This is a genomic window from Mycobacterium sp. Aquia_216 (assembly GCF_026723865.1).
GTDB lineage: Bacteria > Actinomycetota > Actinomycetes > Mycobacteriales > Mycobacteriaceae > Mycobacterium.
In genome coordinates this window covers 5878266-5902767 of record NZ_CP113529.1, presented here as the reverse complement: position 1 = coordinate 5902767, position 24502 = coordinate 5878266, and the positions used below count along the sequence as shown (strand labels likewise).

General features: G+C 66.1%; 26 protein-coding genes and 1 pseudogene. 12 read left to right on the top strand and 15 right to left on the bottom strand.

Annotated features, from left to right (window positions below):
* Positions 1 to 8 precede the first annotated feature (8 nt).
* Positions 9 to 941 carry a 23S rRNA (guanosine(2251)-2'-O)-methyltransferase RlmB gene (rlmB, locus tag OK015_RS27710; RefSeq protein WP_268128049.1) on the top strand — a complete coding sequence of 311 codons (933 nt, stop codon included), beginning with the start codon at positions 9 to 11 and terminating at the stop codon, positions 939 to 941.
* A 50-nt stretch (positions 942 to 991) separates the two neighbouring features.
* A complete protein-coding gene (locus tag OK015_RS27705; protein ID WP_268133162.1) occupies positions 992 to 1927 on the top strand; it encodes a glycerophosphodiester phosphodiesterase in 936 nt (311 codons plus the stop codon).
* A gap of 287 nt (positions 1928 to 2214) precedes the next feature.
* Here the strand turns inward: OK015_RS27705 and OK015_RS27700 are convergent, their stop codons facing one another.
* Complete coding sequence (locus OK015_RS27700; RefSeq protein WP_442791175.1) at positions 2215 to 3582, bottom strand: PPE family protein; 1368 nt, start codon at positions 3580 to 3582, stop codon at positions 2215 to 2217.
* Between the two features lie 198 nt (positions 3583 to 3780).
* Between OK015_RS27700 and OK015_RS29140 the strand changes: the two are divergent.
* Positions 3781 to 3846, top strand: a pseudogene (locus OK015_RS29140) (hypothetical protein); the annotation flags it as partial.
* Between the two features lie 140 nt (positions 3847 to 3986).
* Here OK015_RS29140 and OK015_RS27695 read toward each other — a convergent pair.
* Both OK015_RS27695 and OK015_RS27690 read right to left on the bottom strand, forming a co-directional pair.
* A complete protein-coding gene (locus tag OK015_RS27695; protein WP_268133183.1) occupies positions 3987 to 4235 on the bottom strand; it encodes a hypothetical protein in 249 nt (82 codons plus the stop codon).
* Positions 4236 to 4283: 48 nt separating this feature from the next.
* Positions 4284 to 4460, bottom strand: a complete 177-nt coding sequence (locus OK015_RS27690; protein ID WP_268128048.1) for an MCE family protein — start codon at positions 4458 to 4460, stop codon at positions 4284 to 4286.
* A gap of 83 nt (positions 4461 to 4543) precedes the next feature.
* Between OK015_RS27690 and OK015_RS27685 the strand changes: the two genes are divergently transcribed.
* Entirely contained in the window at positions 4544 to 5155 is a 612-nt protein-coding gene (locus OK015_RS27685; RefSeq protein ID WP_268128046.1) for a hypothetical protein, read from the top strand.
* A 106-nt stretch (positions 5156 to 5261) separates the two neighbouring features.
* A complete protein-coding gene (locus tag OK015_RS27680) occupies positions 5262 to 5657 on the top strand; it encodes an alpha/beta fold hydrolase (RefSeq protein WP_268128045.1) in 396 nt (131 codons plus the stop codon).
* 339 nt (positions 5658 to 5996) lie between these two features.
* Here the strand turns inward: OK015_RS27680 and OK015_RS27675 are convergent, their stop codons facing one another.
* The 8 genes from OK015_RS27675 to OK015_RS27640 are packed head-to-tail and all read right to left on the bottom strand — an operon-like array spanning position 5997 to position 13042.
* Complete coding sequence (locus OK015_RS27675) at positions 5997 to 7238, bottom strand: SLC13 family permease (RefSeq protein ID WP_268128044.1); 1242 nt, start codon at positions 7236 to 7238, stop codon at positions 5997 to 5999.
* 13 nt (positions 7239 to 7251) lie between these two features.
* Positions 7252 to 8169, bottom strand: a complete 918-nt coding sequence (locus OK015_RS27670; RefSeq protein ID WP_268128042.1) for an MBL fold metallo-hydrolase — start codon at positions 8167 to 8169, stop codon at positions 7252 to 7254.
* Complete coding sequence (locus OK015_RS27665) at positions 8169 to 8927, bottom strand: LamB/YcsF family protein (RefSeq protein ID WP_268128040.1); 759 nt, start codon at positions 8925 to 8927, stop codon at positions 8169 to 8171. The genes OK015_RS27670 and OK015_RS27665 overlap by 1 nt, the downstream gene beginning before the upstream one ends.
* A gap of 9 nt (positions 8928 to 8936) precedes the next feature.
* Positions 8937 to 9680, bottom strand: coding sequence for a sensor domain-containing protein (locus tag OK015_RS27660; protein WP_268128038.1), 744 nt, complete (start codon positions 9678 to 9680; stop codon positions 8937 to 8939).
* 3 nt (positions 9681 to 9683) lie between these two features.
* Positions 9684 to 10382, bottom strand: a complete 699-nt coding sequence (locus tag OK015_RS27655; RefSeq protein ID WP_268133158.1) for a sensor domain-containing protein — start codon at positions 10380 to 10382, stop codon at positions 9684 to 9686.
* 50 nt (positions 10383 to 10432) lie between these two features.
* Positions 10433 to 11293: a metal ABC transporter permease gene (locus tag OK015_RS27650; protein ID WP_268128036.1), complete on the bottom strand. Its 861-nt coding sequence runs from the start codon at positions 11291 to 11293 to the stop codon at positions 10433 to 10435.
* Positions 11290 to 12117 (bottom strand): metal ABC transporter ATP-binding protein, encoded by an 828-nt coding sequence (locus OK015_RS27645; protein WP_268128034.1) that lies wholly within the window; start codon positions 12115 to 12117, stop codon positions 11290 to 11292. Before OK015_RS27645 ends, OK015_RS27650 begins: the two co-directional genes overlap by 4 nt.
* Complete coding sequence (locus tag OK015_RS27640; protein WP_268128032.1) at positions 12104 to 13042, bottom strand: metal ABC transporter solute-binding protein, Zn/Mn family; 939 nt, start codon at positions 13040 to 13042, stop codon at positions 12104 to 12106. Before OK015_RS27640 ends, OK015_RS27645 begins: the two co-directional genes overlap by 14 nt.
* 150 nt (positions 13043 to 13192) lie before the next feature.
* Here OK015_RS27640 and OK015_RS27635 point away from each other — a divergent pair, with 150 nt between their 5' ends.
* Positions 13193 to 14272 (top strand): LacI family DNA-binding transcriptional regulator, encoded by a 1080-nt coding sequence (locus OK015_RS27635; protein WP_268128031.1) that lies wholly within the window; start codon positions 13193 to 13195, stop codon positions 14270 to 14272.
* Here the strand turns inward: OK015_RS27635 and kstR are convergent.
* Positions 14269 to 14871: a cholesterol catabolism transcriptional regulator KstR gene (gene kstR / locus OK015_RS27630; RefSeq protein WP_175364543.1), complete on the bottom strand. Its 603-nt coding sequence runs from the start codon at positions 14869 to 14871 to the stop codon at positions 14269 to 14271. The two genes, OK015_RS27635 and kstR, sit on opposite strands and share 4 nt — an antisense overlap.
* 273 nt (positions 14872 to 15144) lie before the next feature.
* Between kstR and OK015_RS27625 the strand changes: the two genes are divergently transcribed.
* Complete coding sequence (locus OK015_RS27625; RefSeq protein ID WP_268128027.1) at positions 15145 to 17262, top strand: acyl-CoA dehydrogenase; 2118 nt, start codon at positions 15145 to 15147, stop codon at positions 17260 to 17262.
* 105 nt (positions 17263 to 17367) lie between these two features.
* Positions 17368 to 18243, top strand: a complete 876-nt coding sequence (locus OK015_RS27620) for an endonuclease domain-containing protein (protein ID WP_268128025.1) — start codon at positions 17368 to 17370, stop codon at positions 18241 to 18243.
* An 83-nt stretch (positions 18244 to 18326) separates the two neighbouring features.
* On the opposite strand, the gene OK015_RS27615 is transcribed toward OK015_RS27620, so the two are convergent.
* Entirely contained in the window at positions 18327 to 18860 is a 534-nt protein-coding gene (locus OK015_RS27615) for a hypothetical protein (protein ID WP_268128024.1), read from the bottom strand.
* Positions 18861 to 18906: 46 nt separating this feature from the next.
* Positions 18907 to 19989, bottom strand: a complete 1083-nt coding sequence (locus tag OK015_RS27610) for a ferredoxin--NADP reductase (RefSeq protein ID WP_268128023.1) — start codon at positions 19987 to 19989, stop codon at positions 18907 to 18909.
* 156 nt (positions 19990 to 20145) lie between these two features.
* Here OK015_RS27610 and hsaA point away from each other — a divergent pair, with 156 nt between their 5' ends.
* The 4 genes from hsaA to hsaB are packed head-to-tail and all read left to right on the top strand — an operon-like array spanning position 20146 to position 23689.
* On the top strand, positions 20146 to 21330 hold the full coding sequence (gene hsaA, locus OK015_RS27605) for a 3-hydroxy-9,10-secoandrosta-1,3,5(10)-triene-9,17-dione monooxygenase oxygenase subunit (RefSeq protein WP_268128022.1): 1185 nt from the start codon (positions 20146 to 20148) through the stop codon (positions 21328 to 21330).
* A 3-nt stretch (positions 21331 to 21333) separates the two neighbouring features.
* Complete coding sequence (gene hsaD, locus OK015_RS27600) at positions 21334 to 22206, top strand: 4,5:9,10-diseco-3-hydroxy-5,9,17-trioxoandrosta-1(10),2-diene-4-oate hydrolase (RefSeq protein ID WP_268128020.1); 873 nt, start codon at positions 21334 to 21336, stop codon at positions 22204 to 22206.
* Positions 22206 to 23108 (top strand): iron-dependent extradiol dioxygenase HsaC, encoded by a 903-nt coding sequence (gene hsaC / locus OK015_RS27595; RefSeq protein ID WP_268128018.1) that lies wholly within the window; start codon positions 22206 to 22208, stop codon positions 23106 to 23108. Before hsaD ends, hsaC begins: the two co-directional genes overlap by 1 nt.
* A gap of 14 nt (positions 23109 to 23122) precedes the next feature.
* Positions 23123 to 23689 carry a 3-hydroxy-9,10-secoandrosta-1,3,5(10)-triene-9,17-dione monooxygenase reductase subunit gene (hsaB, locus tag OK015_RS27590; RefSeq protein ID WP_268128016.1) on the top strand — a complete coding sequence of 189 codons (567 nt, stop codon included), beginning with the start codon at positions 23123 to 23125 and terminating at the stop codon, positions 23687 to 23689.
* Positions 23690 to 23756: 67 nt separating this feature from the next.
* Here hsaB and OK015_RS27585 read toward each other — a convergent pair whose 3' ends face one another.
* Complete coding sequence (locus OK015_RS27585) at positions 23757 to 24215, bottom strand: hypothetical protein (protein ID WP_268128014.1); 459 nt, start codon at positions 24213 to 24215, stop codon at positions 23757 to 23759.
* Positions 24216 to 24502: the final 287 nt, after the last annotated feature.

Here is a 24502-nt window from a genome sequence, read left to right as displayed (position 1 = left end):
ACAAGTAGGTGGCCGGCAACTCGCGGCGCCAGGGGGCGATACGTAAGTCCGGCACCAAGAAGGGCTCAACCGTAGGTTCGGGCGGCCAGCGGCGTCGTGCGCTGGAAGGCCGTGGTCCCACGCCGCCGGCGCACATGCGCCCCAACCATCCCGCTGCCAAGCGCGCCACCCAGACACAGCCGCGCCGGCCGGCCAAACGCACCGACGAAACTGAAACGGTGCTCGGCCGCAACCCGGTGGTGGAATGCCTGCGCGCCGGGGTGCCCGCGACGGCGCTCTACGTCGCGCTCGGCATCGAAGCCGACGAACGGGTTACCGAATCTGTCAGCAGGGCAGCTGATTTAGGCATCGCGATCCTGGAAGTTCCGCGCCCCGACCTGGACAAGATGACCACCAATCATCTGCACCAGGGCATTGCGTTGCAGGTGCCGCCGTACAACTACGCCCACCCCGACGACGTGCTCGCGACCGCTCTGCAGTCACCGCCCGCGCTGTTGGTCGCGTTGGACAACATCTCCGATCCCCGCAACCTGGGGGCGATCGTTCGCTCGGTCGCCGCCTTCGGTGGTCACGGTGTCCTGATACCCCAGCGCCGTTCGGCCTCGGTAACGGCGGTGGCTTGGCGTACCAGCGCCGGTGCCGCGGCCCGCATACCGGTCGCGCGGGCCACCAATCTCACCAGGACACTGAAGAATTGGGCTGACCGCGGGGTGCGGGTGATCGGGTTGGACGCCGACGGTGAGACCATAGCTGATGACCTGGACGGCACAGACCCGATAGTGCTGGTCGTCGGATCCGAAGGCAAGGGGCTATCGCGGTTAGTGCGGCAGAACTGCGAAGAGGTGGTGTCGATACCGATGGCCGGCGACAGCGAATCGCTGAACGCCTCGGTGGCTGCCGGGGTGGTGCTCGCCGAAATCGCGCGTCAGCGCAGGAGTTAACCGGATTGCCCGGCCGGCTCGTTCGCCTGGGCGCCGTGCTGAGCATTGTCATGTTGCTGGTACCGCTGCCCGAGTCTGGAGCGCAAGCACCAGGATTCGATCTGCAGGCGCACCGCGGCGGTCGCGGTGAAACGACTGAGGAATCGCTGCACGCCTTCGCCAAATCGCTCGAACTCGGGGTCAGCACACTGGAACTCGACATCGTCCTCACCAAAGACTCGCAACCCCTGGTGTGGCACGATCCGGCGATCGACGCGGAAAAGTGCGTCGACACCGCACCCGCATTCACCGGCGATCCGCAATACCCTTACGTCGGCAAGCTGGTGCACGAACTCAGCCTGGCGCAGATCCACACCCTGGACTGCGGGTGCCTGCTTGCCGAGTTCCCCAGGGCCGAAGTGGTGCGGGGCAACAAGATACCGACGTTGCCGGAAGTCTTCGCGCTCGCCGACTCATATCAGGCTGGTGTGCGCTTCAACATCGAAACCAAGGTCGAGGCCGACAACCCGAGCAGCTCGGCCGAACCGCAACAGTTTGTCGACGTGATCCTGGCTGCGGTGCGGTCGGCGGGCAAACTCCTTTCCGTCGAGATTCAGAGCTTCGATTGGCGAACCCTCCCGATGGTGCACCGGGCCGAACCGTCGATTCCGTTGGTGGCCTTGTACAACGAGGAGACCTGGGTGCCCGATTCGCCGTGGCTGTCCGGCATCAACGCGGCGGACGTCGGCGATCCGGTGATCGGGGCGCTGATGGTGGAGGCGAACATGATTTCACCCAGATACCAGCTGGTCACCGGCAAGCAGTATGTCGACCACGCACATGCGTTGGGGCTCAAGGTGATTCCGTGGACGGTGAACGACGCCGACGCCATGCGCGAGCAGATCGGCTATGGTGTCGACGGCATCATCACCGACTATCCCCAGCTACTGCGCGGGGTTATGGCTGACCTCGGCATGCCGCTGCCGGCGGCCTATCACCGCGGTTAGAGCACGACGCTGCGGGCCAGGTCGCCGGCCACACTGTCGAGCTGACCGGTGCCGTGGTGGCCGCATCGAGCACGGTGCGGGCTGGCGCGGGTCCTCGATCGCTGCGTGGCCTGTCAGCCAAGTGATCGCATTTGACTCGGGCCAGCTCGGCGCGGCCCAGGTTCAATTCTGCTGGCGCTTAGCCTCCATTTGGGCGACGAGTGCATCGAGGTCGCGGCGAAAGTTGGATCCGGTGCGCCCCGAGTTGACCTCCGGAGGCAACAACCCAAAATCTATGACCGCGACCGTTAGCCCGCCGCGGTTTCGCCGAGGCCGGCGGCTAGGTCGGCGCCGGTTATACCGCGAGACCATTCTCCGAGCAGGTCGGCGTTGAGTTGGGGTTGAATCGCGGAGGTCCCCGCTAGCCCCGGTGAGGCACTCACCCAACCGCCCCCCGGCACCGCGGTGGGACCGATGGGCGTGACAGCCGGACCGATGGTGTACGGCTGCACCAAGGCGGCATCACCGCCGCCCGAGACGACTCCGTTGGCGATGACGAGTGGGTCATTGCCGGCCATTACGTATCCGGCCGCCGTGGCGTTGCCGACGGTGATCGCACTGTCGGTGATCGTGGCTCCGCCGGTCCCCCCAGCGCCGAAGCCACTGCCGTTGATGGCCGTGATGCTGCTGCCGGTGATCGTGACAGTGTTGTAGGTGACACTGAATGTGCCGCCGTTGAGCAGGGTGATGGTGCTGTTGGTCAGGGTTACGGTGGCGCCTTGAGCGAAGACATCGCTGACCAATAAGCCAGAGTCCGCGGTGAGGGTGCTGCCGGTTCCGATGGTGACGGTGCTCCCTTCCTCAATGGTCAGGACAGTCCCGGTGCCGAAGGTGGCGGTGCCGTTGATGTTGAGGGTGCTGGTGCTGTCGACGACGAAGTTGTTGAGGTCGCCGATGGTGAGGCTGCCGGCGGGGCCGATGTTCACGGTGCCGCCATCGACGGTGGTGTAGGTGCCGGGGCCGTAGGTGCCGGGGTGGTCGATGGGCTGTGGGGTGGTGCTCAGCTGCTGGACCACGGATTGGGTTCGGGCGCCTGTGTTTTGGGCGGTGGACTGGGTCAGGGCGCGAGCCTGATCGGTTTGGGCGGTGTCGCTGGTGGTTTGTGGCGGCTGCTGGGGTGGGGCCAGGGTGCTGGCAGTGGTGGCCGCGGAGGCATACCCGTACATCGCGGCGGCGTCTTGAGCCCACATCTCCGCATACTCGGCCTCGGTCGCGGCGATCGCCGGGAAGTTCTGGCCCAACACGTTGGTGGCCACTAACATCGCTAACCGGGCCCGGTTGGCCGCGATCACCGGCGGCGGGATTGTGGCCGCAAAGGCTGCCTCATACACGGCGGCCGCGGCATAGGCCTGGGTGGCGGTCTGCCCCGCGGTCACTGCGCTGGCCTGCAACCACTCGATGTAGGGGTTGGCCGCTCCGGTCATCGCTTCCGCTGAGGGCCCCCACCAGGTTCCGTCCAGCCCGGTGATGGTGCTCGAGTAGCTTGCCGCCGTGGATTCCAGCTCTGCAGCCGCCGCGTCCCAGGCCGCCGCGGCCGATAGCATCGGCCCTGAACCCGGACCCGTATACATCAAGCCCGAATTGACCTCCGGCGGCAACAATGCAAAATCCATCATCACAACCCCTTACCCGGCGAACGGACACCCGCGGCGAAATCCCCAAGCAGATCAAAGACAGACGGGACTCTAACGGCACTCATAGAACAAAGTGACGACTTTCAGAAACAAAGTGACTGCTGGCACTTAGAAAGCGCGTTGAAACTTTGTAACCGGTTGGCCGAGCCGGCTCGCCGCAAGTTACTCGACGCCGCCTTGGTGTTATTCGCCGACCGTGGGATCGGCGCGGTGAGTCTGCGTGAGATCCGGTTGGCGGCCGGTCAGAGCAATACAGCTGCGGTGCAGCACCATTTTGGTGACGAGGACGGTCTGTTGCGGGCACTGTTGGAACGCGAGATACCGGCATTGGTGGCTCGGCGTAAAGAACTGTTGGAGAGCGGGTTGCGGTGGCTACCAACAGCTTTCTACATGCCGCAGCGCTGCGGGCCGCCCGCAAGCGCCGTGGCAGGCTGGTCGATGACTCGACGTTCCGCCGCAATCTGGTGGATATGTTCTTGGGTGCAACCACCCTTGCCGTCAAGTAGTAACGCCGGTAAGCGGCCGATCTCGACCTGATCGGTGCCCACCACGTCGTTGATGACATCGGCCAGTCCGATGGCGCTGATCAACAGCGCATCCAGGTTTTGGCGCTCGGCCACGATGGTCTGGCTCATCGCCACCGAGTCACCTTCGGCCGCAACAAGATCGAGTGTGGCATCGGCTTACGCGTTGAGCACCGCCGGTGCCGCTTCCGGGTCGTGTCGCAGATTTGGCAGACTCCGATCGAGTTTGGCTAACAGATGATCCAGGTCGCTGAGGGCTTGGCCAAACTTCGCGCCCCGGCCGTCTAGCGCCGATGCGATCATGCCCAGCTTCTCGGGCTGGATCTCGGACAGCACCGAGGTCAGCTTCTAAAAAATCGTATTCCACTCAACGGTGACATGGCCCGCGGCGAGCACCTGCCCGGACCTATGCATCCGCGGTGAGGGTTGCTCGCGTACCGTTTACCGGACCCATACCAGTACCGTCGGGGTTCGCTTTTGCATTCCTGTTCTTTTCCACCGACACCCATGGCGGGCACGTCCAGATCACTCGGCTCGACTACAGCCGCGACATCACGATCGAACTCATCGAGAAAGCCACCGGGGCAACAGTATCGGCCGACACACTGTCTCTCGATGCCACGTTCGTCGACGACAGACGCCCTCGCCGATTCGAGCACGTGCTCTTCGATCTCACCACTGCCTCGGGGGAAGCCATCTGCATTGAAGCCGAAGCAGTTGGACCAGCAGTAGCCATGCACGGCCTGGGCTATGGCGGATACGAAGATGGCCTTGGGCTAGGCGTCTACCGCGGTGCCAAGCACATTGAAATCGATTCCTATGAAGTCACCCATTCCGCCGACATCGTCTTGCCCGACGACACGACGACACGACCCATCCACCGGATCCAACCCGTGCAGATCGTCATGCGAACAGCTAGCGGCACCAGTCTGGGCACCGGCAGCCTGACCTTCATTGCCGAGCTCGAACCCGATCCGGATAAGCACCTGCGCCTGACCAACAACAAACGGGCCAGCCACGACGCCACCTAACAGATGGGCAATGACCTCCAGCCGCATACGTGAGAGGGGAGTGCACATGTCTTTCGAGCGATCTTCCTGCAGCAAACCAGCGTCGGTCTCGCTACACGGGCTCGGAATGACCGCCGAAAGCGCCTGGCAGGAAGTGATTCCCCATCTGTGCGCTCATCACGAAGTATCTGCGCCCAACGCTGTGGGCCACCCTGGTGGCCCTGCGGAAAAGAGCCGACCCGTCAGGATTGGGGAGTTCGTCGACACCGTCGAGCAGCACCTCAACGACTATGGGCTTGGTCGACCACATCTCGCGGGCAACTCACTGGGCGGATACATCGCTATCGAGTTGGCTCGTCGCGGCCGCGCAGTAACCGTATGCGCGTTCTCGCCCGCGGCGTTCTGGACGGCAGACGATGGCCTACAGGCCCAGCTTCTGAAGAAATTCAAGATAGCCAGAACGATTGCCCGGATCACACGATCGCTGAGCCCGCTGGTGATGAGTTCTGCTCACTTGCACTGACTCGTGCTGCACGACACGGTTTGCCACGCCGACCGCCTGACGAGAAAACGGGCCGTCAAGATGGGTGACGATTTCCTTACTTCCCCTGCGATCATCGACCTCGTTGACGAAAGTTGCCAGATCGAGCCATTCGACCACCCTCTGCCGTGCCCGATCGCCATCGCGTGGTCGGAAAGGGATACGACTCTCCCCGTGGAGAAGTATGAGAAAAATACTCGAGAGCGCCTTCCCCAGGCCGCATTCAAGTTCTGCCCGGTGACGGCCACGTGCCGATGTTCGATGATCCGGGCCTCGTGGCGCGAACGAATCTAACCACGACGGGGGCACTACACACCCCGCCTAGAGGCCCAGCAGCCGCGCCGAGGCCCACAGTGCGACCACCGCCACCACCAGGGCCGGCGGTACGGTGCACAGCCCGAGTCGGGTGTACTCGCCGACGCCGGCCTCGACGTCGTGCTGGCGAAGCACGCGCCGCCACAGCAGGTTCGACAGTGAACCGACGTAGGTGAGGTTGGGCCCGATATTGACCCCGATCAGCACCGCCAGGATTGCGACCGGACCGCTGGGCGCGGCCAACGGCAACAGCACCAGCGTTGCGGGCAGATTGTTGACGATGTTGGCCAGCACGGCGGCCACCGCGGCGACGGCAAGCAATGCGGGCAGTCCCGACCCGTGCGGCAACACGGCGGACATCACCGCGTCCATCCCGTTCAGCGTGACCGCCTGCACCACGACGCCCAGCGCCAGCACGAACACCAGAAACGACACCTGCGCCGACCACAGGATTTCGCGCACAGTGGTGTGTCGGCGGCCCAGGCTGCGCACCGCGAGCACCGAAGCACCCGCGAGCGCTACCCACGCGGGGGCTACGCCCAGCGGCTCGGACAGTGCGAACCCGGCCAGCGTCAGCGCCACGACCACCAAGACGAACACCGGGGGCCGCTGCGCCGGCCCGAGTTGTTCCGGGTCGGGGGCAACGTGCAGATCCCGGGCGAAAAAACGGTGGAAGACCATGTACAGCGTGGCGACGGTGGCCAGCCACGGTAGCGCCATCACCAGGGTGAAGTCGATGAAAGAGAGGTTCGCGGTGTGAAACGCCAGCAGGTTGGTCAGGTTGGACACCGGCAGCAGCAGCGAAGCCCCGTTGGCGAGATGCGCCGTCGCGTAGGCGTAGGGGCGCACCGGGGTTCGCAGCCGGCGCACCGCGGCCAGCACCACCGGGGTCAGCAACACCACGGTGGCGTCCAGACTCAGGACGGCGGTGATGCTGGCGGCGATGACGAACACGTGCCGCAGCAGGCCGTGCGAACCGCGGGGTGTCCGCGCGATCGCCGCGCCCGCGGCTTCGAACAGGCCTTCGTCGTCGCATAGCTTGGCCAACACCAGCACCGCACCCAGGAACGCGACGACTCCCGACAACCCGGCGACCTGCCGGGCCGCCTGGTGGACCGAGATCGCGCCGATCGCGACCACGATCAGGGCGGCGGGAACCGCGGCCAGCGCCTCCGGCCAGCCTCGTGGGCGCACGACCGCAAACCCCAGGACCATAGCAAGCAACAGCAGCGAAACGGTCAGTGCCAACGTCTGGACCGCTTCACAGCCAAGGGTTTTCGCGCCGCCACACCGTCGGCATGTGCAGCGCGACACCGTCGCGCGTGGCCAGCTCGTCGAGAATGCGGATGGACACGTCCAAGTCGTCACCCGCATACGGCAACGCCCGCAACGGCTTCGACAACGGGCGAAAGAAATCATCCCAGTGGATGAGGATCACCCGACGTGCGCCCACCGCTTGAACTGTCTGCGCCCAGTAGTCGAGCAGGTATGACCGCGGCTGCAGGCCCAGTTGGCCGACGCTGAGGTAGACGGCGTCCGCGCGGTGGGCGGCCAGCGCTCCTTTGACGAAGCCGGCGCTGCCCTGAATCAGCAGCCGGTGATCCGACGGCAGGTGGTGGACCAGCGTCGACCACGCCTCCCCGCAGCGATACGCCGTCACCTTCACCGGTGGCACCAGTGGGGCGTCGATCGCACCCGGATACCGGTCGGGAGGACAGTGGTGTGATTTCACCAGCGTTACATCGAAGGCGCCCAACCGAATTGGTTCGCCTGAAACCGCGACCACGAGGCGCTCCTCCGGCAGGCCATAGCCGCGCCCCACGTTGGCCGCCGACTCGCCCCCCACCAGCCGCGCGCCGGTGCGGTCGGCGACCAGTGCGGAATCCATCACGTGGTCGACGTGGGTGTGCACCGGGATGACGGCCGCCAGCCGCGACACCTTGGCCCGGGCCAGACAGCCGTCCACGCGTGCCGCGGACGGCGACAGCTTGCCGGCCGCGACCTGCGCCAGGCTGGGGCGCGAGAAATAGCCGTCGGTCATCAGCGCCGACGACCCGTCGTCGATCAACAACGTCGCCACGCCCATCCAGGTCACCGAGAGTCCGTCGGCCGCGGCGGCAGGCACGTCGAACCGGTCCGAATACCGCGCGATATCGGGGCGTCCGAGCTTCAGCCGCATCAGCAGAACGCCCTGATGTCGATGCCCGCCGCCTGGATCTGATCGCGCACCGCGGTCGCGATCCGCACCGCGCCGGGCGAATCACCGTGCACGCAAACCGATTCCACGCTCACCGGAATCTCGGTGCCGTCGATCGCGGCGACCTGCCCGGAGGACACCATGGTCACCACGCGCCGCGCGATCGCCGCCGGGTCCTGCAGCACCGCCCCCTGCTCGCGACGGGACACCAGCTGGCCGTCGGGTCGGTAGGCGCGATCGGCGAACGCCTCGGCCACCGTCTGCAATCCGAGACGCGCGGCTTCGTCGAAGAACGCCGAACCCGAGATGCCCAACACGGGCAGCGCGGCGTCCACCGAACGCACCGCCTCGGCGACGGCCGCGGCCTGCTCGCGGTTGGTCACGATCGTGTTGTACAGCGCGCCATGGGGTTTGACGTAGGAGACCGTCGATCCGGACGCGTGAGCGATCGCCTGTAACGCGCCGATCTGATACACCACGTCGGCAACGAGATCCTCGGCGGCGACATCGATGAAGCGCCGGCCGAACCCGGCCAGGTCGCGATAGCTCACCTGCGCGCCGATCCGCACACCCCGCTCGGCGGCGCCACGGCACACCCGCAGCAGGTTGGCCGGATCGCCCGCATGGAAACCGCACGCGACGTTGGCACTGGTGACGATCTGCAGCATGGCGTCGTCGTCACCGAGACGCCAGACGCCAAAGCCCTCGCCCAGGTCAGCGTTCAGGTCGATACCCGCCACCTGCCTAGCTTATTGCGGGATCTTGGCAATGATCTGGTCGAGTAGGGCGTCGACCGCGGGGTCGGTGTCCTTGTTCAGCAGGCAGACGCGGCCCTCGACGATGACGGCGTCCTGGACGGCCATCGCATGCGAGCAGCCCCATCTGGGATCTTCCTCTTGGCGCATCGACAATTCGATGCGCGAGCCGCTGACGCGCAAGTCGTGAGTGGAGAAGTAGCTGTGATTGCCGTTCGAAGAGTGAAACCCGTACCGCCGCTGGGCACATCGCTGCCAATCCTGGATCGTGCGTTGCAGCAACGCCTGGGCATCGCCCGGGGCTGTGAACGACGCCGCCAGTTGGGTGACATCGGCCGCCACCGCGTTGGGAGTGCTGAACTGGTTGCCGCGTATCGCGACGTATCCGCTATTGGCGTAGGTCGTCGCGTCTCCCACCGAACCGAGCCCCAGGCAGGTGCGATCGTCGATGATTTTCGACGAGTCCGAGGTGCTGGTGGCGGTGCCGACCAAGGCCATGTTCGTCCCCCCGACCAGGGCGACGAGCTGGTTCTGACTCATCAGCAGGCCTTCGAGGACTGTGGTCGGCATCGCGCGCGGGGCGGGGCGGGCCGCCGAGCTGGCGGGGGTGTGGACCACGGGTTGGGCGGCCAATGCCGTCCCATCGACCGCCCTGGTACAGCCCGCGACCGTTGCCGTCAACGCGCAAGCGATCGGCGCGGCAAGCAAGGCGGTCGGCCATCGAAGTACCCGGTGCATCGTCTACTGCTTAGCAACCTTCGCCGCGAGCTGGGAAGCGATGTCGATTGCCGACGCCCCCACCTGGCTGTAGGCGCAGGTCACGACGTCGATGACGATGTTGTTGCGCGCGGTCAGGGCCCGCTGGCAGGTCCAGCCGTCACCGCCCTCCTGGACTTCGGAGGTGCTGAGCATGCTGTTGTCCGTGCTGATGCCGGCCACCGTCCAGACGGTGTCGGGCTGACCCTGCGTGACGTCGGAAAAACGACGCTTCGAGCACGCCGACCAACTCTGCACCGAGGAGTCGTAGAACCCGTCGGCGTCGTGCTCGGACGCGAAGGCGACGACGGCCTGGATGGCGTAGTGGTCGCGCTTCTTGGAGCCGTCCACGCTGTCGTCGATCCGCTGGCCGCGCATCGCGGTCCACCCGGAGCCGACATAGACTCTCTCCTGCGCGGGCCCGTCGATGGCCAGGCAGTTCTTGTCGCTGATGCCGGCGCTCCAGTCCCACATGCCCTTGGCGTTGACCCACACCTTCATCGATGTCGCCCCCAGCGCGCCGTTGATCTGGCCCGGGTCGAGCAACAACCCCTCCAGTGCCGATACCGCGACGGGATTTAAGCTCGGCCTGCCAGACTCGTCCGCCGGCACCGCTTTTCCGGCGACGCTGCTGGTGCAGCCGACGGCAACAGTGGCGAGCGCGGTCAGCATCAGGACAGCCATTTGCTGGCGCACCGTTGCCTCCCCTGCCGCGGCCACTGCGTGGGACAAGCTTAAGCGCTGGCCTCCCGCCGTCGTCCCAGCAGCCAGCAAAACAGGTAGATCAGAAACGAGATCGTTGCGACGAAAACCGACACCGGGACACCGGGCGCCAGCGACAGCACGATTCCCCCTACCGCGGCGACTTCGGCGAAGATCACCGAGGCCACGATGGCCACCGCGGGCGAGGCGACCACTCGTGCGGCCGCGGCCGCGGGTGTGATCAGCAACGACATCACCAGCAGTGCGCCGACGATCTGCACGGCCTGAGCGGCCACCACGCCGACCAACGCGGCGAACACGATGCCCAGCGCCCGGACCGGGACCCCCCGGGCGGCCGCGACGTCGGGATCGACGGTGGCGAACAACAGCGGTCGGTAGCACGTCGCCAGGACGCCGATCACGAGCAGGCAAACGAGCACCAGCGTCGCCAGTCCGCTGTAGCCCACCCCGACGATCTGGCCGGTGAGCAGCGCGAAACTCGTCGTCGAGCGTCCCGGGTAGAGGTAGATGAACAGCACCGCGAGGCCCAACCCGAACGCCAGCACCACCCCGGTCACCGAATCGCGTTCCCGGGCCCGCTGGCCGAGAACGCCGAACAGTGCGGCCGCCACGGCGCTGCCGATCAGCGCGCCCAAGCCCACCTGGAACCCGACCAGCAGTGCGAACGCGGCTCCGGTCAGCGACAATTCGCTGGATCCGTGCACGGCGAACGACATCTGGCGCATCACGATGAACGGGCCGATCAGCCCGGCCACCAGTCCCAGCAGCGCGGCCGCCAGCAGCGCCTGCTGGACGAAGTCGTGGTTCAGCAGACGGGCGGTGATGTCGAAGGAGAGCAGATGATCCAGCACGTCGGAGAGCTGGTTGTTCACAGCGCGCGCCCGCTGTCTTCACCGATCACCACGTAGCGGTCGTTGACCTTCACCACCTGGATTTCGGCCCGGTACAAGGTCGACAGCGTTTCGGTGTTCATCACCTGCTCGACGGTGCCGATCCGGAAACGGCCGTCGACCAGATACAGCACCCGGTCGACGTACGGCAGGATCGTGTTGATCTCGTGGGTCACCACCATGACCGTGGTGTTGGCCTCGCGGCGGCGACGGTCGATCAGTGCCGCGACCAGCTTGGCGTTGGCCGGATCCAGCGTCAGCAGCGGCTCGTCGCACAACAGCAGCATCGGATCGCTGGCCAATGCCTGAGCGATGCGCATGCGCTGCAATTCGCCACCCGACATCAGCCCGACCCGGACATCGGCGAGCGGCTCGCCGTTGACCGAGGCCAGCGCCTGGCCTACGGCCAGCCGGCGGCGGGCGCGCTCGGCCGAGCGCAGCGTCGTGCAGCCCCAGCGGTTTCCGTCGACGCCCAGCCGGACCAGGTCGCGGCCGACCAGCATCACGTCCCGGTCGATCGGGCGGTGTTGCGGCACATAGCCGATGGCTCCGCTGCCCGAGGTGACCTCTTTGCCGTCCACCAAGGCAGCGCCGGCACTCAGCAGCAGCTGTCCGAGCAATACCTTGAGTAGCGATGTCTTGCCGGTGCCATTGGGACCGAGCACCGCGATGAACTCACCCCGCGACACCGACAGGTCGAGGTCGTCCCACAGGACGCGATCGCCGAACGCCAACCGGGCACCGGTCAGCGAGACAGCCGGTGGCCGTTGGTCGGCCGTCTCGACCGCCTGTTCAACGACGGGCATCGGTGCGGCTCGATCGCAACGCGGTCTGCAACTGATCGACGGTATTGCGCTGCCAGCTCAGATAGTCCGCGCCGTCGGGCAACGTCTCGGTCACCAGCGTGACCGGGATGCCCGCGCGCCGGGCCGCATCTTGCAGGGCGCTGATCGCGGGCGTGGTCGTTTGCGGGTTGACCAGTAGCGCCGCGACCTGGTGGCGGTTGATCAGGTCGAGGACATACGCCATGTCGGCCGGCGAGGGATCGGTCCCGTTCTCGTTCGCCGACATGAACGCGGTCGGCGTGCGATTCACCAGGCCGGTGGCCTTCAGCAGGTAGTAGGCAACGGGTTCGGTCGCGACGACGGCGGTGTTGGGATAGGCGTTGGCGATGGAACGTTCGGAAGCGGCGATGGTGTCGGCGTCGCGGCCGAACCCGGCAACGTTGGCCCGATAGTCGGCGGCGTTGTCCACGTCGACGGCCGCGAGCCGGTCGGCGATGGTGGTGGCGACGGTCTTGGCGACGCTGAGGTCGTAGAAGACGTGCTCGTTGGGCCGATCCCCGTTGCCGGCATTACCGGCGAACGAGTAGGCGTCGACGGTTTTGATGTTGGGATGGTCGGTCAGCACCGCAGTGATCCACGGGTCGTAGCCACCACCGTTGTAGATCACCAGCGTGGCGTCCATGACGGCGGCCGCGTCCGAGGCGCTGGCCTGGTAGGTGTGCGGATCGATAGCGGCGCCGGACAGGATCGACTTGACGCTGATGTGCCGCCCGGCAACGGCGTGGGCCACGCTGCCCCATACATCGGTGGAGGCCACCACCGCGGCGCCCGCCTGATGCGCAGAACCGGCCACCCCGCAGCCCGTGATCGTCGTCGTGCCGATAACGCAGGCGGCCACGGCTCGCAGGAGGTTCGAACGCCGACGTCCCCCGATGACGTGTGCCATTCAATGTCCCATCAGAGCTGCACGCAGGTGTAATTTTCGGTGGCTGCCCGGCCCGTTGACGCGTAATACGAATGAAAATCGTTTCCAATAGAAACTAGCAGATCGCGGCGGCGTACGCGCGCGCGAGCATGGGCTGTAGCGTCACCGGACGTGAGCCCCACACCGCGCCGACGTGCGACTCTGGCGTCGTTGGCGGCCGAACTGAAGGTTTCGCGGACCACCATTTCGAATGCCTTCAACCGGCCGGATCAGCTCTCGCCCGACCTTCGCGAACGCGTACTCGCCACGGCCAAGCGGCTGGGCTACGCCGGCCCCGATCCCGTGGCGCGCTCGTTGCGAACCCGCAAGGTCGGTGCGGTCGGGCTGTTCATGGCCGAGCCGCTGACGTATTTTTTCAGCGACCCGGCGGCGCGCGATTTCGTTGCGGGAGTGGCGCAGTCGTGCGAAGAGCTGAGTCAGGGGCTGCAACTGATCGCCGTCGGCCCCAGCCGCAGCCCGGAGGACGGCACGGCCGCCGTGCTTGGCGCGGGCGTGGACGGCTTCGTGGTGTATTCGGTCCGCGACGACGATCCCTACCTCCAGGTGGTGCTGCAGCGCCGCGTGCCGGTGGTGGTGGTCGACCAGCCCAAGGGCCTGGCCGGAGTGTCGCGGGTGGGTATCGACGACCGGGCGGCGATGCGCGAGCTCGCCGAGTACGTGCTGGGGTTGGGCCATCGCGAGGTCGGGCTGCTGACAATGCGGTTGGGGCAGGACCGCCGCCAAGACCTGGCGGACGCCGAGCGGTTACGCTCGCAGACTTTCGACGTGCAGCGCGAACGCATCGCCGGCGTGTGGGACGCCATGCGGGCCGCCGGCGTGGACCCGGGCTCGCTGACCGTGGTGGAGAGCTACGAGCACTTGCCGACTTCAGGCGGTGAGGCGGCCAAGGTCGCGCTGGAGGCCAATCCGCGGATCACCGCATTGATGTGCACCGCGGACATATTGGCGCTGTCGGCCATGGATTACCTTCGGGCACATGGCATTTACGTGCCCGGCCAAATCAGTGTCACCGGATTCGACGGGGTGCCCGAGGCGATCAGCCGCGGCCTGACCACGGTGGCGCAGCCCAGCCTGCTGAAGGGCCACCGGGCGGGGGAACTACTGCTGAACCCACCACGGTCCGGGCTGCCGGTCATCGAGCTGCTGGACACCGAGCTGATCCGGGGCCGTACCTCCGGTCCGCCGGTTTAGCCGGACGACTCCGAGTCGCCGATCAGCAACCGAACTGCCAGGTCGAGCCGCTTGCTGACGTCGGTCGCGGAAGCGCGCCGGGTGAGCCAGGCCAGCAGATTCGACAGCCACACGTCGGAGATCACCCGGGCGATGTGGTACTGGTCCTCGGTCGGTTCGCCGTCACTCATCGCACGCGCGAACATGCTGTCGATCAGCTTTTCGACCTGGTCGACCTCGCTGGCCGCCGACGCGTCGGCGAAGACGTAGGCGCGCGTCATCGCCTCGGTGAGCAGCGGATTGCGCTGCATCGCGCGGTTGAGCTTGCCGACCATGAAATTCAATCGCTGGAACGGAGTGCCGCCCGCCATCGCGGAGCGGTCGGTCTTCGCGTCGATGCGGCCGAACTCCCGGCCCAGGGCAGACACCAGCAGGTGCACTTTCGACGGGAAATAGCGGTACAGCGTCCCGACCGCCACATCCGCGCGATCCGCCACCGCACGCATCTGAACTGCCTCGTAGCCGCCCTTCGACGCGATGGCCATGGTGGCGTCCAGGATGCGCTTGCGACGCTCCCGTTGCGCCTCCGAGCCAAGCTCTGATTCAGCCAGAACTGCCACGTTCATGACCTCGCGTGGTTGCGAGTCAGAGCCGTGGCCCGAGTTAATGTTCGCTGGCGACATCTGACGGGTTGCTCCTCTTCCGGGTGGTTCGTTCGCAAACGATAACCAAGCCGCGTGTGAATTTCCCACCTCCGTCCCGCCGGGGCAGCAAGTTGTCCTGCTGTAATGGCGTTCGACTTGACGGTCGATCGCTGGCACTATTAGAACACGTTCTAGTGGGCGACAGCGCCCCAAGTGGTCACGTTGAATCGAGCACGCGGAGGACCCCAGGTGGTAGCGACCGTCACTGACGAACAGTTCGCGGCGCGTGAGTTGGTGCGCGACTGGGCCCGCAACACGACCTCCGGGCCGGGCGGGACCGTAGCGATCCGCAAGGTCGAACAGGGTGACCCTGACGCCTGGCGGCCTGTGTTCACCCGTCTGGCGGACCTCGGCCTGTTCGGTGTCGCGATTTCCGAGGACGCCGGCGGGGCCGGCGGCAGCATCGAGGATCTGTGCGCGATGGTCGAGGAGGCGGCCAAGGCGCTGGTGCCCGGGCCGATCGCGACCACCGCGCTGGCAACGCTGGTGGTCACCGATCCCGACGTGCTGTCCGCGCTCGCTTCGGGTGAGCGCTTCGCCGGCTTGGCGCTCGAGGGTGATGTTGAGTTCGACGGTTCGCAGGCATCCGGCACCGTCGATTTCGCGCTCGGCGCGGCCGACGGCGGAGTGCTGCTGCTGCCCGCCGGTCCGAAGTTCGTCCTGGTCGACACCGGCAGCGACGGTGTACGGCTGGAGCCACTGCAGGCCGCCGACTTTTCCCGGCCGCTGGCGCGCGTGGTCCTGACATCGGCGCCGGCGACTCCGATCGCCGCGTCGCGGGAGCGCGTCGAGGAACTCGCCGCGACCGTGCTGGCGGCCGAGGCGGCCGGTATTACCCGCTGGTGTCTGGATACGGCGGTCGACTACGCCAAGGTTCGCGAGCAGTTCGGCAAGCCGATCGGGAGCTTCCAGGCCGTCAAACACCTGTGTGCCGAGATGCTGTGCCGCGCCGAGCAGGCCGAGGTGGCCGCGGCCGACGCGGCCCGGGCCGCCGCGGACTCCGATGACCGCCAGTTCTCTATCGCCGCCGCGCTGGGCGCGAGCGTCGGCATCGCCGCGGCGAAGGCCAACGCCAAGGACTGCATCCAGGTGCTCGGCGGCATCGGCTGCACGTGGGAGCACGATGCGCATTTGTACCTGCGCAGGGCCCACAGCATTGGGCGGTACCTCGGGGGCGCCGAGCGCTGGCTGCGCCGCATCACCGCGCTGACCCAGGACGGGGTGCGCCGCCGCCTGGGCATCGACCTCACCGAGGTCGAGGGTCAGCGGCCCGAAATCGCCGCGACCGTCGCCGACATCGCCGCGCTGCCGGCGGAGAAGCGGCAGGTGGCCCTGGCCGAGGCGGGGCTGCAGGCGCCGCACTGGCCCAAACCGTACGGGCGCGCCGCGTCGCCGGCCGAGCAACTGCTGATCGACCAGGAGCTGGCTGCGGCCGGGGTCGAGCGGCCCGACCTGGTGATCGGCTGGTGGGCGGCGCCGACGATCCTCGAGCACGGCACGCCGGAGCAGATCGAGCGATTTGTGCCCGCCACGACTCGTGGTGAATTCCTTTGGTGCCAGCTGTTTTCCGAGCCGGGAGCGGGTTCGGACCTCGCGTCGCTGCGCACCAAGGCGGTACGTACGGACGGCGGCTGGTCGCTGACCGGGCAGAAGGTGTGGACCTCGGCGGCGCACAAGGCGCGCTGGGGTGTGTGCCTGGCGCGTACCGATCCGGACGCCCCGAAACACAAGGGCATCACCTACTTCCTGATCGACATGAAATCGCCCGGCATCGACATCCGGCCGCTGCGCGAGATCACCGGTGACTCGCTGTTCAACGAGGTGTTCCTGGACAACGTATTCGTGCCCGACGAGATGGTGGTCGGCGCGGTCAACGACGGCTGGCGGCTGGCCCGCACCACGCTGGCCAACGAGCGGATCGCGATGGCGAACGGGACCGCGCTGGGCAACCCGATGGAAGAGCTGCTCGCACTGCTGGCCGAGCTCGACCTCGACGCCGCCCTGCAGGACCGGCTGGCGCGGCTGATCATCCTGGCCCAGACGGGCGCGCTGCTTGATCAGCGCATCGCCCAACTCGCGGTGGGCGGCCAGGACCCCGGCGCGCAATCCAGCGTGCGCAAGCTCATCGGCGTCCGCTATCGGCAGGCGCTGGCCGAATTCACGATGGACGTCTCCGAGGGCGGCGGCCTGGTCCACAATCGCGCGGTGTTTGACTTCCTGAACACGCGCTGCCTGACGATCGCGGGCGGCACGGAGCAGATCCTGCTGACCGTGGCGGCCGAGCGGCTGCTCGGCCTGCCCCGCTAGACGGCGCTGCGCGCCGAGGCTGTAGTTCTGCAGGCCCTCACTCGTACTCGCCCTGCAGATTTACAGGATCGGCGACGTGTCGGTCGCCGATGCCACGATGCGGGCATGCGGGCAGTGTTTATCGGCAGTGAAGCGATCGCAAGCGCACAGGTGACGCGCCACGAACTGCAACGTTGGTATCAGCCGATCTATCCGAAAGTGTATTTCGCAAAGGGGCAACAACTTTCGCTGCGGCACAGGACTGAAGGCGCATGGTTGTGGTCGCGGCGCGGGGCGATCGTGGCGGGCGTCGCGGCCTCGGCATTGCATGGAGCTCAGTGGGTTGACGCCGATGTCCCCATCGAGTTGGTTTGGACCAACACGCGGCCGCCGCCCGGCATAGTCGCGCGTGAGCAACTGCTCGCCGACGACGAAGTCACTCGCGTCGCGGGATTGCCGGTCACCACTGTCGTGCGGACGGCATACGACTTGAGCCGCTATCTGCCACGAGGGCAGGCGGTCGCGCGTCTCGACGCGCTGATGCGGGCGACGCCGTTCTCGACCGAGGATGTGCTGCAGCTTGCCGAGCGATACCCCGCTGCCCGCGGGATACGACGGCTACGGTCGGTATTGCACCTTGTCGACGGCGGTGGCTCCTCGCCGAAGGAGACGTGGTTGCGGCTCCTGCTGATCGATGCGGGCGTACCTGCCCCGACTACCCAAATACCGGTGGTCGATGGCTACCGCCTGCTGGCCATGCTCGATCTGGGCTGGCGGGAGTTGGGTGTGGCTGTCGAGTATGACGGCGACCACCACCGCAGCGATCGGCGTCAGTACGTCAAGGATCAGTGGCGCCTACGAAAGCTGGCAGAACTGGGCTGGATCGTCATCCGCGTGATCGCCGAGGACGACCCCGAGGATGTCGTCGAGCGCGTCAGGCGGGCACTGCTCGCTAGAGGCCGGCCATACCAGCGGACCGCCGGTGTCCCGTTGGCCGGGTAAGTGCTGGTTCGTCGAACCGGTAATTCTGCAGGTCCTCGCTCGCATTTCGTCTGCAGATTTGCGGGCTCGACGCAACTTGTCGCCTACGAGAACGTCGTCTGCGCGCAGGTGCTCGGCGAGGTGATGTTGACCCCGGAGTAGACCACCTGAATGTGGGTGCAGGTGATCACACTGACGTCGGTCTTGGGCTGGCCCGTGCCCCAATCGGTGGAGTCGATACGGCCGGTGGTCTGGTACTTGTCCGGCGGCCCTTCAGCGAAATAGACGGTGGTGATCTCGTCGGTCCCCATCGATTTCATGACCCGCTCGTATTGACCGTTCGCGTGCGCGTCCAGGTAGGCCATCCGGTTCGGCGACCGGATCTCGGTGGTTTGGCGGGCCCACAGGTCGTGCGGGAACCCGGTCACGCCGTCCGGGGTGCGCATGTCGGCCCCGGCGATGAAGTCGCAGTGGCCATCGGATTTGAAGCAGTTGAGGAACATGTGCGTTTCCAGCTGGTTGGGGCCGTCCAGCGGGAACAGGGTGGTGGCGGTATTGCTGGCCGCCCCCGCCATCGGCGCGGGCAGGAAGGTCAGCAGGAGTCCGACGGCTGCCAAGCCCGTTACCGACCGCATCATCGGCGCTTCCTTCCGTCGAACCTCGAGGGAGAACTTAACTCCGCGACTATTCGTCGTAGGTGACTTCTACCGAATCAGATTCCGGGTGAGATTGACAGGCCAGAATTAGCCCTTCATCGAGGTCCTGCTGCTCGAGCACGTCGTTGACTTCCATGTTGACTTTGCCGCTGCGCAGCGTGCAGGCACACGCCCCGCAGTGGCCTTCCCGGCAGGAGAACGGCGCATCCAGACCTTTGGCGAGTAACACGTCGAGCAGTTTGGCGCTGCGCGGCCAGGACACCGTGTGGGTTTCGCCGTCCAGCTCGACGACGGCAGTGGCCGGCGGCTGGTCACCCTCGTCGGTGTCCTCGATCGTGACCGCGGCGAACGGATCGGAATCCAGCGACTTGAACACCTCGATATGCACCTGTGCGGCAGGCACTTCCAGCGATTCGAGAGCCTGGCGCGATGCGTCCATGAACGGGCCGGGCCCGCAGATGAAGGCGTGCCGATCGGTGAACGGCGCGGCCAGCTTCGCCAGCGCCGCCGCGCTCGGCAGCCCCTGGACCGATTCCAGCCAGTGCAGCACCGTGAGCCGGTCGGGATACTTGGCGGCCAGCTCACGCAGCGCGTCGGCGAAGATCACCGACTTCTCGTCGCGATTGGCGTAGACGAGCGTGACCTGCCCACTGCCTTCGGAGAGTGCGGACTTGCAGATCGACATGATCGGAGTGATCCCGCTGCCCGCGGCCAGCAGCAGGAAGTCCTGGTCGAGTGTCTTGGCCACGAAGTTGCCCGACGGGGCGAGCACGTGGATCCGCATACCCTGCTGCGCGTTGTCGCACAGCCAGTTGGACGCGTATCCGTCCGCGGTGCGTTTCACCGTGACGGTGAGCGCATCATCGGTGAACGGCGAACTGCATAGCGAGTAGCAGCGCGCCACCGAACCGGTGCGGTCGCTGGGCACCCGCAGGGTCAGGAACTGGCCCGGTGCGTAGCGCAGCCGCTCCGGTGGGATCTCCGGGTCGCCCGACGCGTCGGGCACCGCGAACACCAGCGAGCGAGCGTCGTCGGTCTCGTCGACGACCTCGGCGATCTGCAGTTCAAGGACGTGGTCGCCGAGCGGCTCGTCCAGGTCTGCCTTCGTCAAGACCCGCCCTCCCTTTCTGACAACTAGAACATGTTACAGAAAACGCAATTCATATCGCTACCAGGCGCAGGAATACCCTGCTCGACACAAATCAGAACATGTTCTAGTCTGCTGTGTAAGTCCACTGAGTAAGTCTGGCCCAGGAGGCAAAGGTAAGTGACGTCCATTCAACAGCGCGATGCGCAGTCGGTGTTGGCTGGGATCGACGATCTGCTCCCGAAGATCCGGGAGCGCGCTCAGGCGACAGAAGACCTGCGCAGGTTGCCCGATGAGACCGTTGCCGAGCTCGACGAGGTCGGCTTCTTCACACTGCTGCAGCCCGAGCAGTGGGGTGGCCTGCAATGCGACCCCGCGCTGTTCTACGAGGCGGTGCGGCGGATCGCCAGCGCGTGCGGTTCCACCGGCTGGGTGAGCTCGATCATCGGTGTGCACAACTGGCATCTGGCGTTGTTCGACCAGCAGGCTCAGGAGGAGGTCTGGGGCGAGGACCCCAAGACCCGGGTGTCGTCGTCGTATGCCCCGATGGGCGCGGGTGTGGTGACCGACGGAGGCTACCTGGTCAACGGATCCTGGAACTGGTCGTCCGGCTGTGATCACGCCACCTGGGCCTTCCTCGGCGGACCCGTCATCAAGGACGGCCGGCCCGTCGACTTCGGCAGCTTCCTGATCCCGCGCAGCGAGTACCGCATCGACGACGTGTGGCATGTCGTCGGCCTGCGCGGCACGGGCAGCAACACCGTCGTGGTCAAGGATGTCTTCGTGCCGCGGCACCGCTTCCTGTCCTACAAGGCCATGAACGACGGCACTGCGGGCGGGTACCAGACCAACACCGCGGCGGTCTACAAGATGCCTTGGGGCACAATGCATCCCACTACCATTTCGGCTCCGATCGTCGGGATGGCCTACGGTGCGTACACCGCACACGTCGAGCACCAGGGCAAGCGGGTGCGCGCTGCGTTCGCCGGGGAGAAGGCCAAGGACGACCCGTTCGCCAAGGTTCGCATCGCCGAGGCGGCCAGCGACATCGACGCCGCGTGGCGCCAGCTGAGCGGAAACGTCGCCGACGAGTTCGCGCTGCTGTCCGCGGGCAAGGAGATCCCGTTCGACCTGCGCACCCGCGCCCGGCGCGATCAGGTACGCGCCACCGGGCGTGCCATCGCGTCCATCGACCGGCTGTTCGAGGCGTCCGGTGCCACGGCGCTGGGCAATGACCAACCGGTGCAACGGTTCTGGCGCGACGCACATGCCGGTCGGGTGCACGCGGCCAACGATCCCGAGCGGGCCTACCAGATCTTCGGGAACAACGAGTTCGGGTTGCCGCCCGGCGACACCATGGTCTAACTGGTGACGGCAACCGAGGAATTGACGTTCGAGTCCACCTCGCGCTTCGCGGACGTGGACGTGGATGGGCCGCTGAAGCTGCACTACCACGAAGCGGGCGTCGGCAACGAGCAGACGATTGTGCTGCTGCACGGGGGCGGTCCGGGTGCGGCGAGCTGGACGAACTTCTCGCGCAATATTCCGGTGCTGGCCCGGCAATTCCATGTGCTGGCTGTCGATCAGCCCGGGTACGGCCATTCCGACAAGCGCGCCGAACACGGGCAGTTCAACCACTATGCCGCGCGGGCACTGAAAGGCCTCTTCGACCAGTTGGGCCTGGGACGTGTTCCGCTGGTGGGCAATTCGCTGGGCGGCGGCACCGCGGTTCGGTTCGCGCTCGACTACCCCGACCGGGCCGGGCGCCTGGTGTTGATGGGGCCCGGCGGGGTGAGCGTGAACCTGTTCGCGCCGGACCCGACCGAGGGCGTCAAGCGGTTGGGCAAGTTCTCTGCTGAGCCCACCCGGGAGAATCTCGAGGCGTTTCTGCGGGTGATGGTGTACGACCAGAAACTGATCACCCCCGAGTTGGTCGAGCAGCGTTTTGCGTTGGCCAGCACGCCGGAATCGCTGACGGCCACCCGCGCCATGGGAATGTCTTTCGCCGGAGCGGATTTCGAGCTCGGCATGATGTGGCGCGAGGTACATCGACTGCGGCAACCGGTGCTGCTGGTGTGGGGCCGCGAGGACCGGGTCAACCCGCTGGACGGCGCGTTGGTTGCGCTGAAGACCATTCCGCGTGCGCAACTACACGTTTTTGGGCAATGTGGACACTGGGCGCAGGTGGAGAAGTTCGACGAGTTCAACAAGCTCACCATCGATTTTTTGGGAGGTGCGTGATGAGCATTCGCTCTTTGGGCTATCTACGCATCGAGGCCACCGACATGGCGGCCTGGCGTGATTACGGGCTGAAGGTCCTCGGCATGGTCGAGGGTAAGGGAAGCACCGAAGGTGCGCTGTATCTGCGGATGGACGATTTCCCGGCCCGGCTGGTGATCGTGCCCGGTGAGCAGGACCGGCTCATCGAAGCCGGCTGGGAATGCGCGAATGCCGCTGGCCTGCAAGAGATCCGGAACCGGCTCGACGTCGAGGGCACCCCGTACAAGGAGGCCACCGCCGCCGAACTGGCCGATCGTCGGGTGGACGAGATGATCAGGTTCTCCGACCCGTCCGGCAACTGCCTGGAGGTCTTCCACGGCGCCGCCCTGGAGCACCGCCGCGTGGTCAGCCCGTACGGGCACAAATTCATCACCGCCGAGCAGGGCCTGGGGCACGTGGTGTTGACGACCCGCGACGACGAAGAGACGTTGCACTTCTACCGGGACGTGTTGGACTTCAAGCTGCGCGACTCCATGCGGCTACCGCCGCAGGTGGTCGGTCGCCCCGCCGACGGGGCGCCGGCGTGGCTGCGGTTCCTGGGGTGCAACCCGCGTCACCACAGCCTTGCCTTCATGCCCGGCGAAACCCCCAGCGGCATCGTGCACCTGATGATCGAGGTCGGGGAAGCCGACGACGTCGGGCTGTGTCTGGACCGGGCGCTGCGGCGCAAGGTGCCGATGTCGGCGACGCTGGGCCGCCACGTCAACGACCTGATGCTGTCCTTCTACATGAAGACGCCCAGCGGATTTGATGTCGAATTCGGTTGTGAGGGAAGACAAGTGGATGACCACGATTGGATCGCTCGGGAGAGCACCGCAATCAGCCTGTGGGGCCACGACTTCAGCGTCGGCTTCAAGGGATAATTCGAAGGCCGACCATGACCGCCGCGCCGATTGACCCGCGCACGTTTCGCAGCGTGCTAGGTCAGTTCTGCACCGGGATCACGATCATCACCACCGTGCACGACGACGTCCCGATCGGATTCGCCTGCCAGTCGTTCGCGGCGCTGTCGCTGGACCCGCCGCTGGTGCTGTTCTGCCCGACCAAGGTGTCGCGGTCGTGGCAGGCCATCGAGGCCAGCGGCCGGTTCTGCGTGAACATGCTGACCGAGAGCCAGAAGCCCGTCTCGGCCCGGTTCGGCTCCAAAGAACCCGACAAGTTCGCCGGGATCGATTGGCACCCCTCAGAACTCGGGTCGCCGATCATCGACGGCTCGCTTGCCCACATCGACTGCACGGTGGCCTCCGTGCACGACGGCGGCGACCACTTCGTGGTGTTCGGGGCGGTCCAGTCGCTGTCCGAGGCACCGAAGATCAAGCCGCGGCCGCTGCTGTTCTATCGCGGCGAGTACACCGGGATAGAACCGGACAAGACGACGCCGGCCCAGTGGCGCGACGACCTGGAAGCGTTCTTGACCACCACGACGCAGGACACCTGGCTGTAGCCGTTTGATCGGCGAATTATCAAGCACTGCAAGGATATTCAGAGCAAGATCGGCGACCGCGCCGGCCTTAGCGATAAGTCTCGTGTCTGACGGCTTCTGCGTCGGTCGGCGCTTGGGCCGACTCGGCCGACCATGCCTCGTCGCGGTCCGACGTGGACTCTGCGTCCTGGCGCTCCTTCTTGCCGGTCTTCGGGTCGATGCGGTCGGCGTGGTCCCATCGCTCTTGGAGTTGCTCACGCGATGCCGCGGCCTCACTTTGATGCTGGGCCGCATGCTCCTGCAGCCTTGCGGCTTCGGCGGCCTTGACCTCGGCCTCGGCCTGTGCGGCACGGGCTTTGGCGGCTGTTTCCTGCGCGAGCGCTTCGCGGCGCTCGAGCTTGGCCGACTCCAACCTGGCCTGCTCACGAATCTGTTCGGCCTGCCGGTGACGGCGGCTTCGGGTTGCGCTGATCGCGACGATCACGGCGGCGATCAGCAAAAGTGCTACTACAACGGCGATCACGATCCATAGGGTGTGGTGTGTCATCAGGGGGCTCCGTTATCTGTGTCGGTGGCTTCGCTGCAGCCCGTTCCACTCGATTCCCCATATTCGACACAAATAAAACAAGGGCGGATGGTGCGCGTCGGCGCGGTAGCTGATGTTTGGCGGCATCGCGTTTGGGAAATGTGATTCGCCATGTACGCACCGGCCGCCCGGCTATTGGTGGATTCCTTGACCCCGCGGCTCGGTGATGGGTTCCCGGTGGCCCGTTGAGGGGGCGGGCCACCGGGCCGATCCGTTTCTACGGATCCCCATATTAGACATATATCAAA

What these genes read in the sequence shown, in the direction of transcription:
- OK015_RS27705 (WP_268133162.1), top strand. Translation starts at nt 992, where the DNA reads ATGTTGCTGGTACCGCTGCCCGAGTCTGGAGCGCAAGCACCAGGATTC.
- OK015_RS27700 (WP_442791175.1), bottom strand. Translation starts at nt 3,582, where the DNA reads ATGATGGATTTTGCATTGTTGCCGCCGGAGGTCAATTCGGGCTTGATG.
- OK015_RS27695 (WP_268133183.1), bottom strand. Translation starts at nt 4,235, where the DNA reads ATGAGCCAGACCATCGTGGCCGAGCGCCAAAACCTGGATGCGCTGTTG.
- OK015_RS27680 (WP_268128045.1), top strand. Translation starts at nt 5,262, where the DNA reads ATGACCGCCGAAAGCGCCTGGCAGGAAGTGATTCCCCATCTGTGCGCT.
- OK015_RS27670 (WP_268128042.1), bottom strand. Translation starts at nt 8,169, where the DNA reads ATGCGGCTGAAGCTCGGACGCCCCGATATCGCGCGGTATTCGGACCGG.
- OK015_RS27660 (WP_268128038.1), bottom strand. Translation starts at nt 9,680, where the DNA reads ATGCACCGGGTACTTCGATGGCCGACCGCCTTGCTTGCCGCGCCGATC.
- OK015_RS27655 (WP_268133158.1), bottom strand. Translation starts at nt 10,382, where the DNA reads ATGGCTGTCCTGATGCTGACCGCGCTCGCCACTGTTGCCGTCGGCTGC.
- OK015_RS27645 (WP_268128034.1), bottom strand. Translation starts at nt 12,117, where the DNA reads ATGCCCGTCGTTGAACAGGCGGTCGAGACGGCCGACCAACGGCCACCG.
- OK015_RS27640 (WP_268128032.1), bottom strand. Translation starts at nt 13,042, where the DNA reads ATGGCACACGTCATCGGGGGACGTCGGCGTTCGAACCTCCTGCGAGCC.
- OK015_RS27620 (WP_268128025.1), top strand. Translation starts at nt 17,368, where the DNA reads ATGCGGGCAGTGTTTATCGGCAGTGAAGCGATCGCAAGCGCACAGGTG.
- OK015_RS27615 (WP_268128024.1), bottom strand. Translation starts at nt 18,860, where the DNA reads ATGATGCGGTCGGTAACGGGCTTGGCAGCCGTCGGACTCCTGCTGACC.
- hsaC (WP_268128018.1), top strand. Translation starts at nt 22,206, where the DNA reads ATGAGCATTCGCTCTTTGGGCTATCTACGCATCGAGGCCACCGACATG.
- hsaB (WP_268128016.1), top strand. Translation starts at nt 23,123, where the DNA reads ATGACCGCCGCGCCGATTGACCCGCGCACGTTTCGCAGCGTGCTAGGT.
- OK015_RS27585 (WP_268128014.1), bottom strand. Translation starts at nt 24,215, where the DNA reads ATGACACACCACACCCTATGGATCGTGATCGCCGTTGTAGTAGCACTT.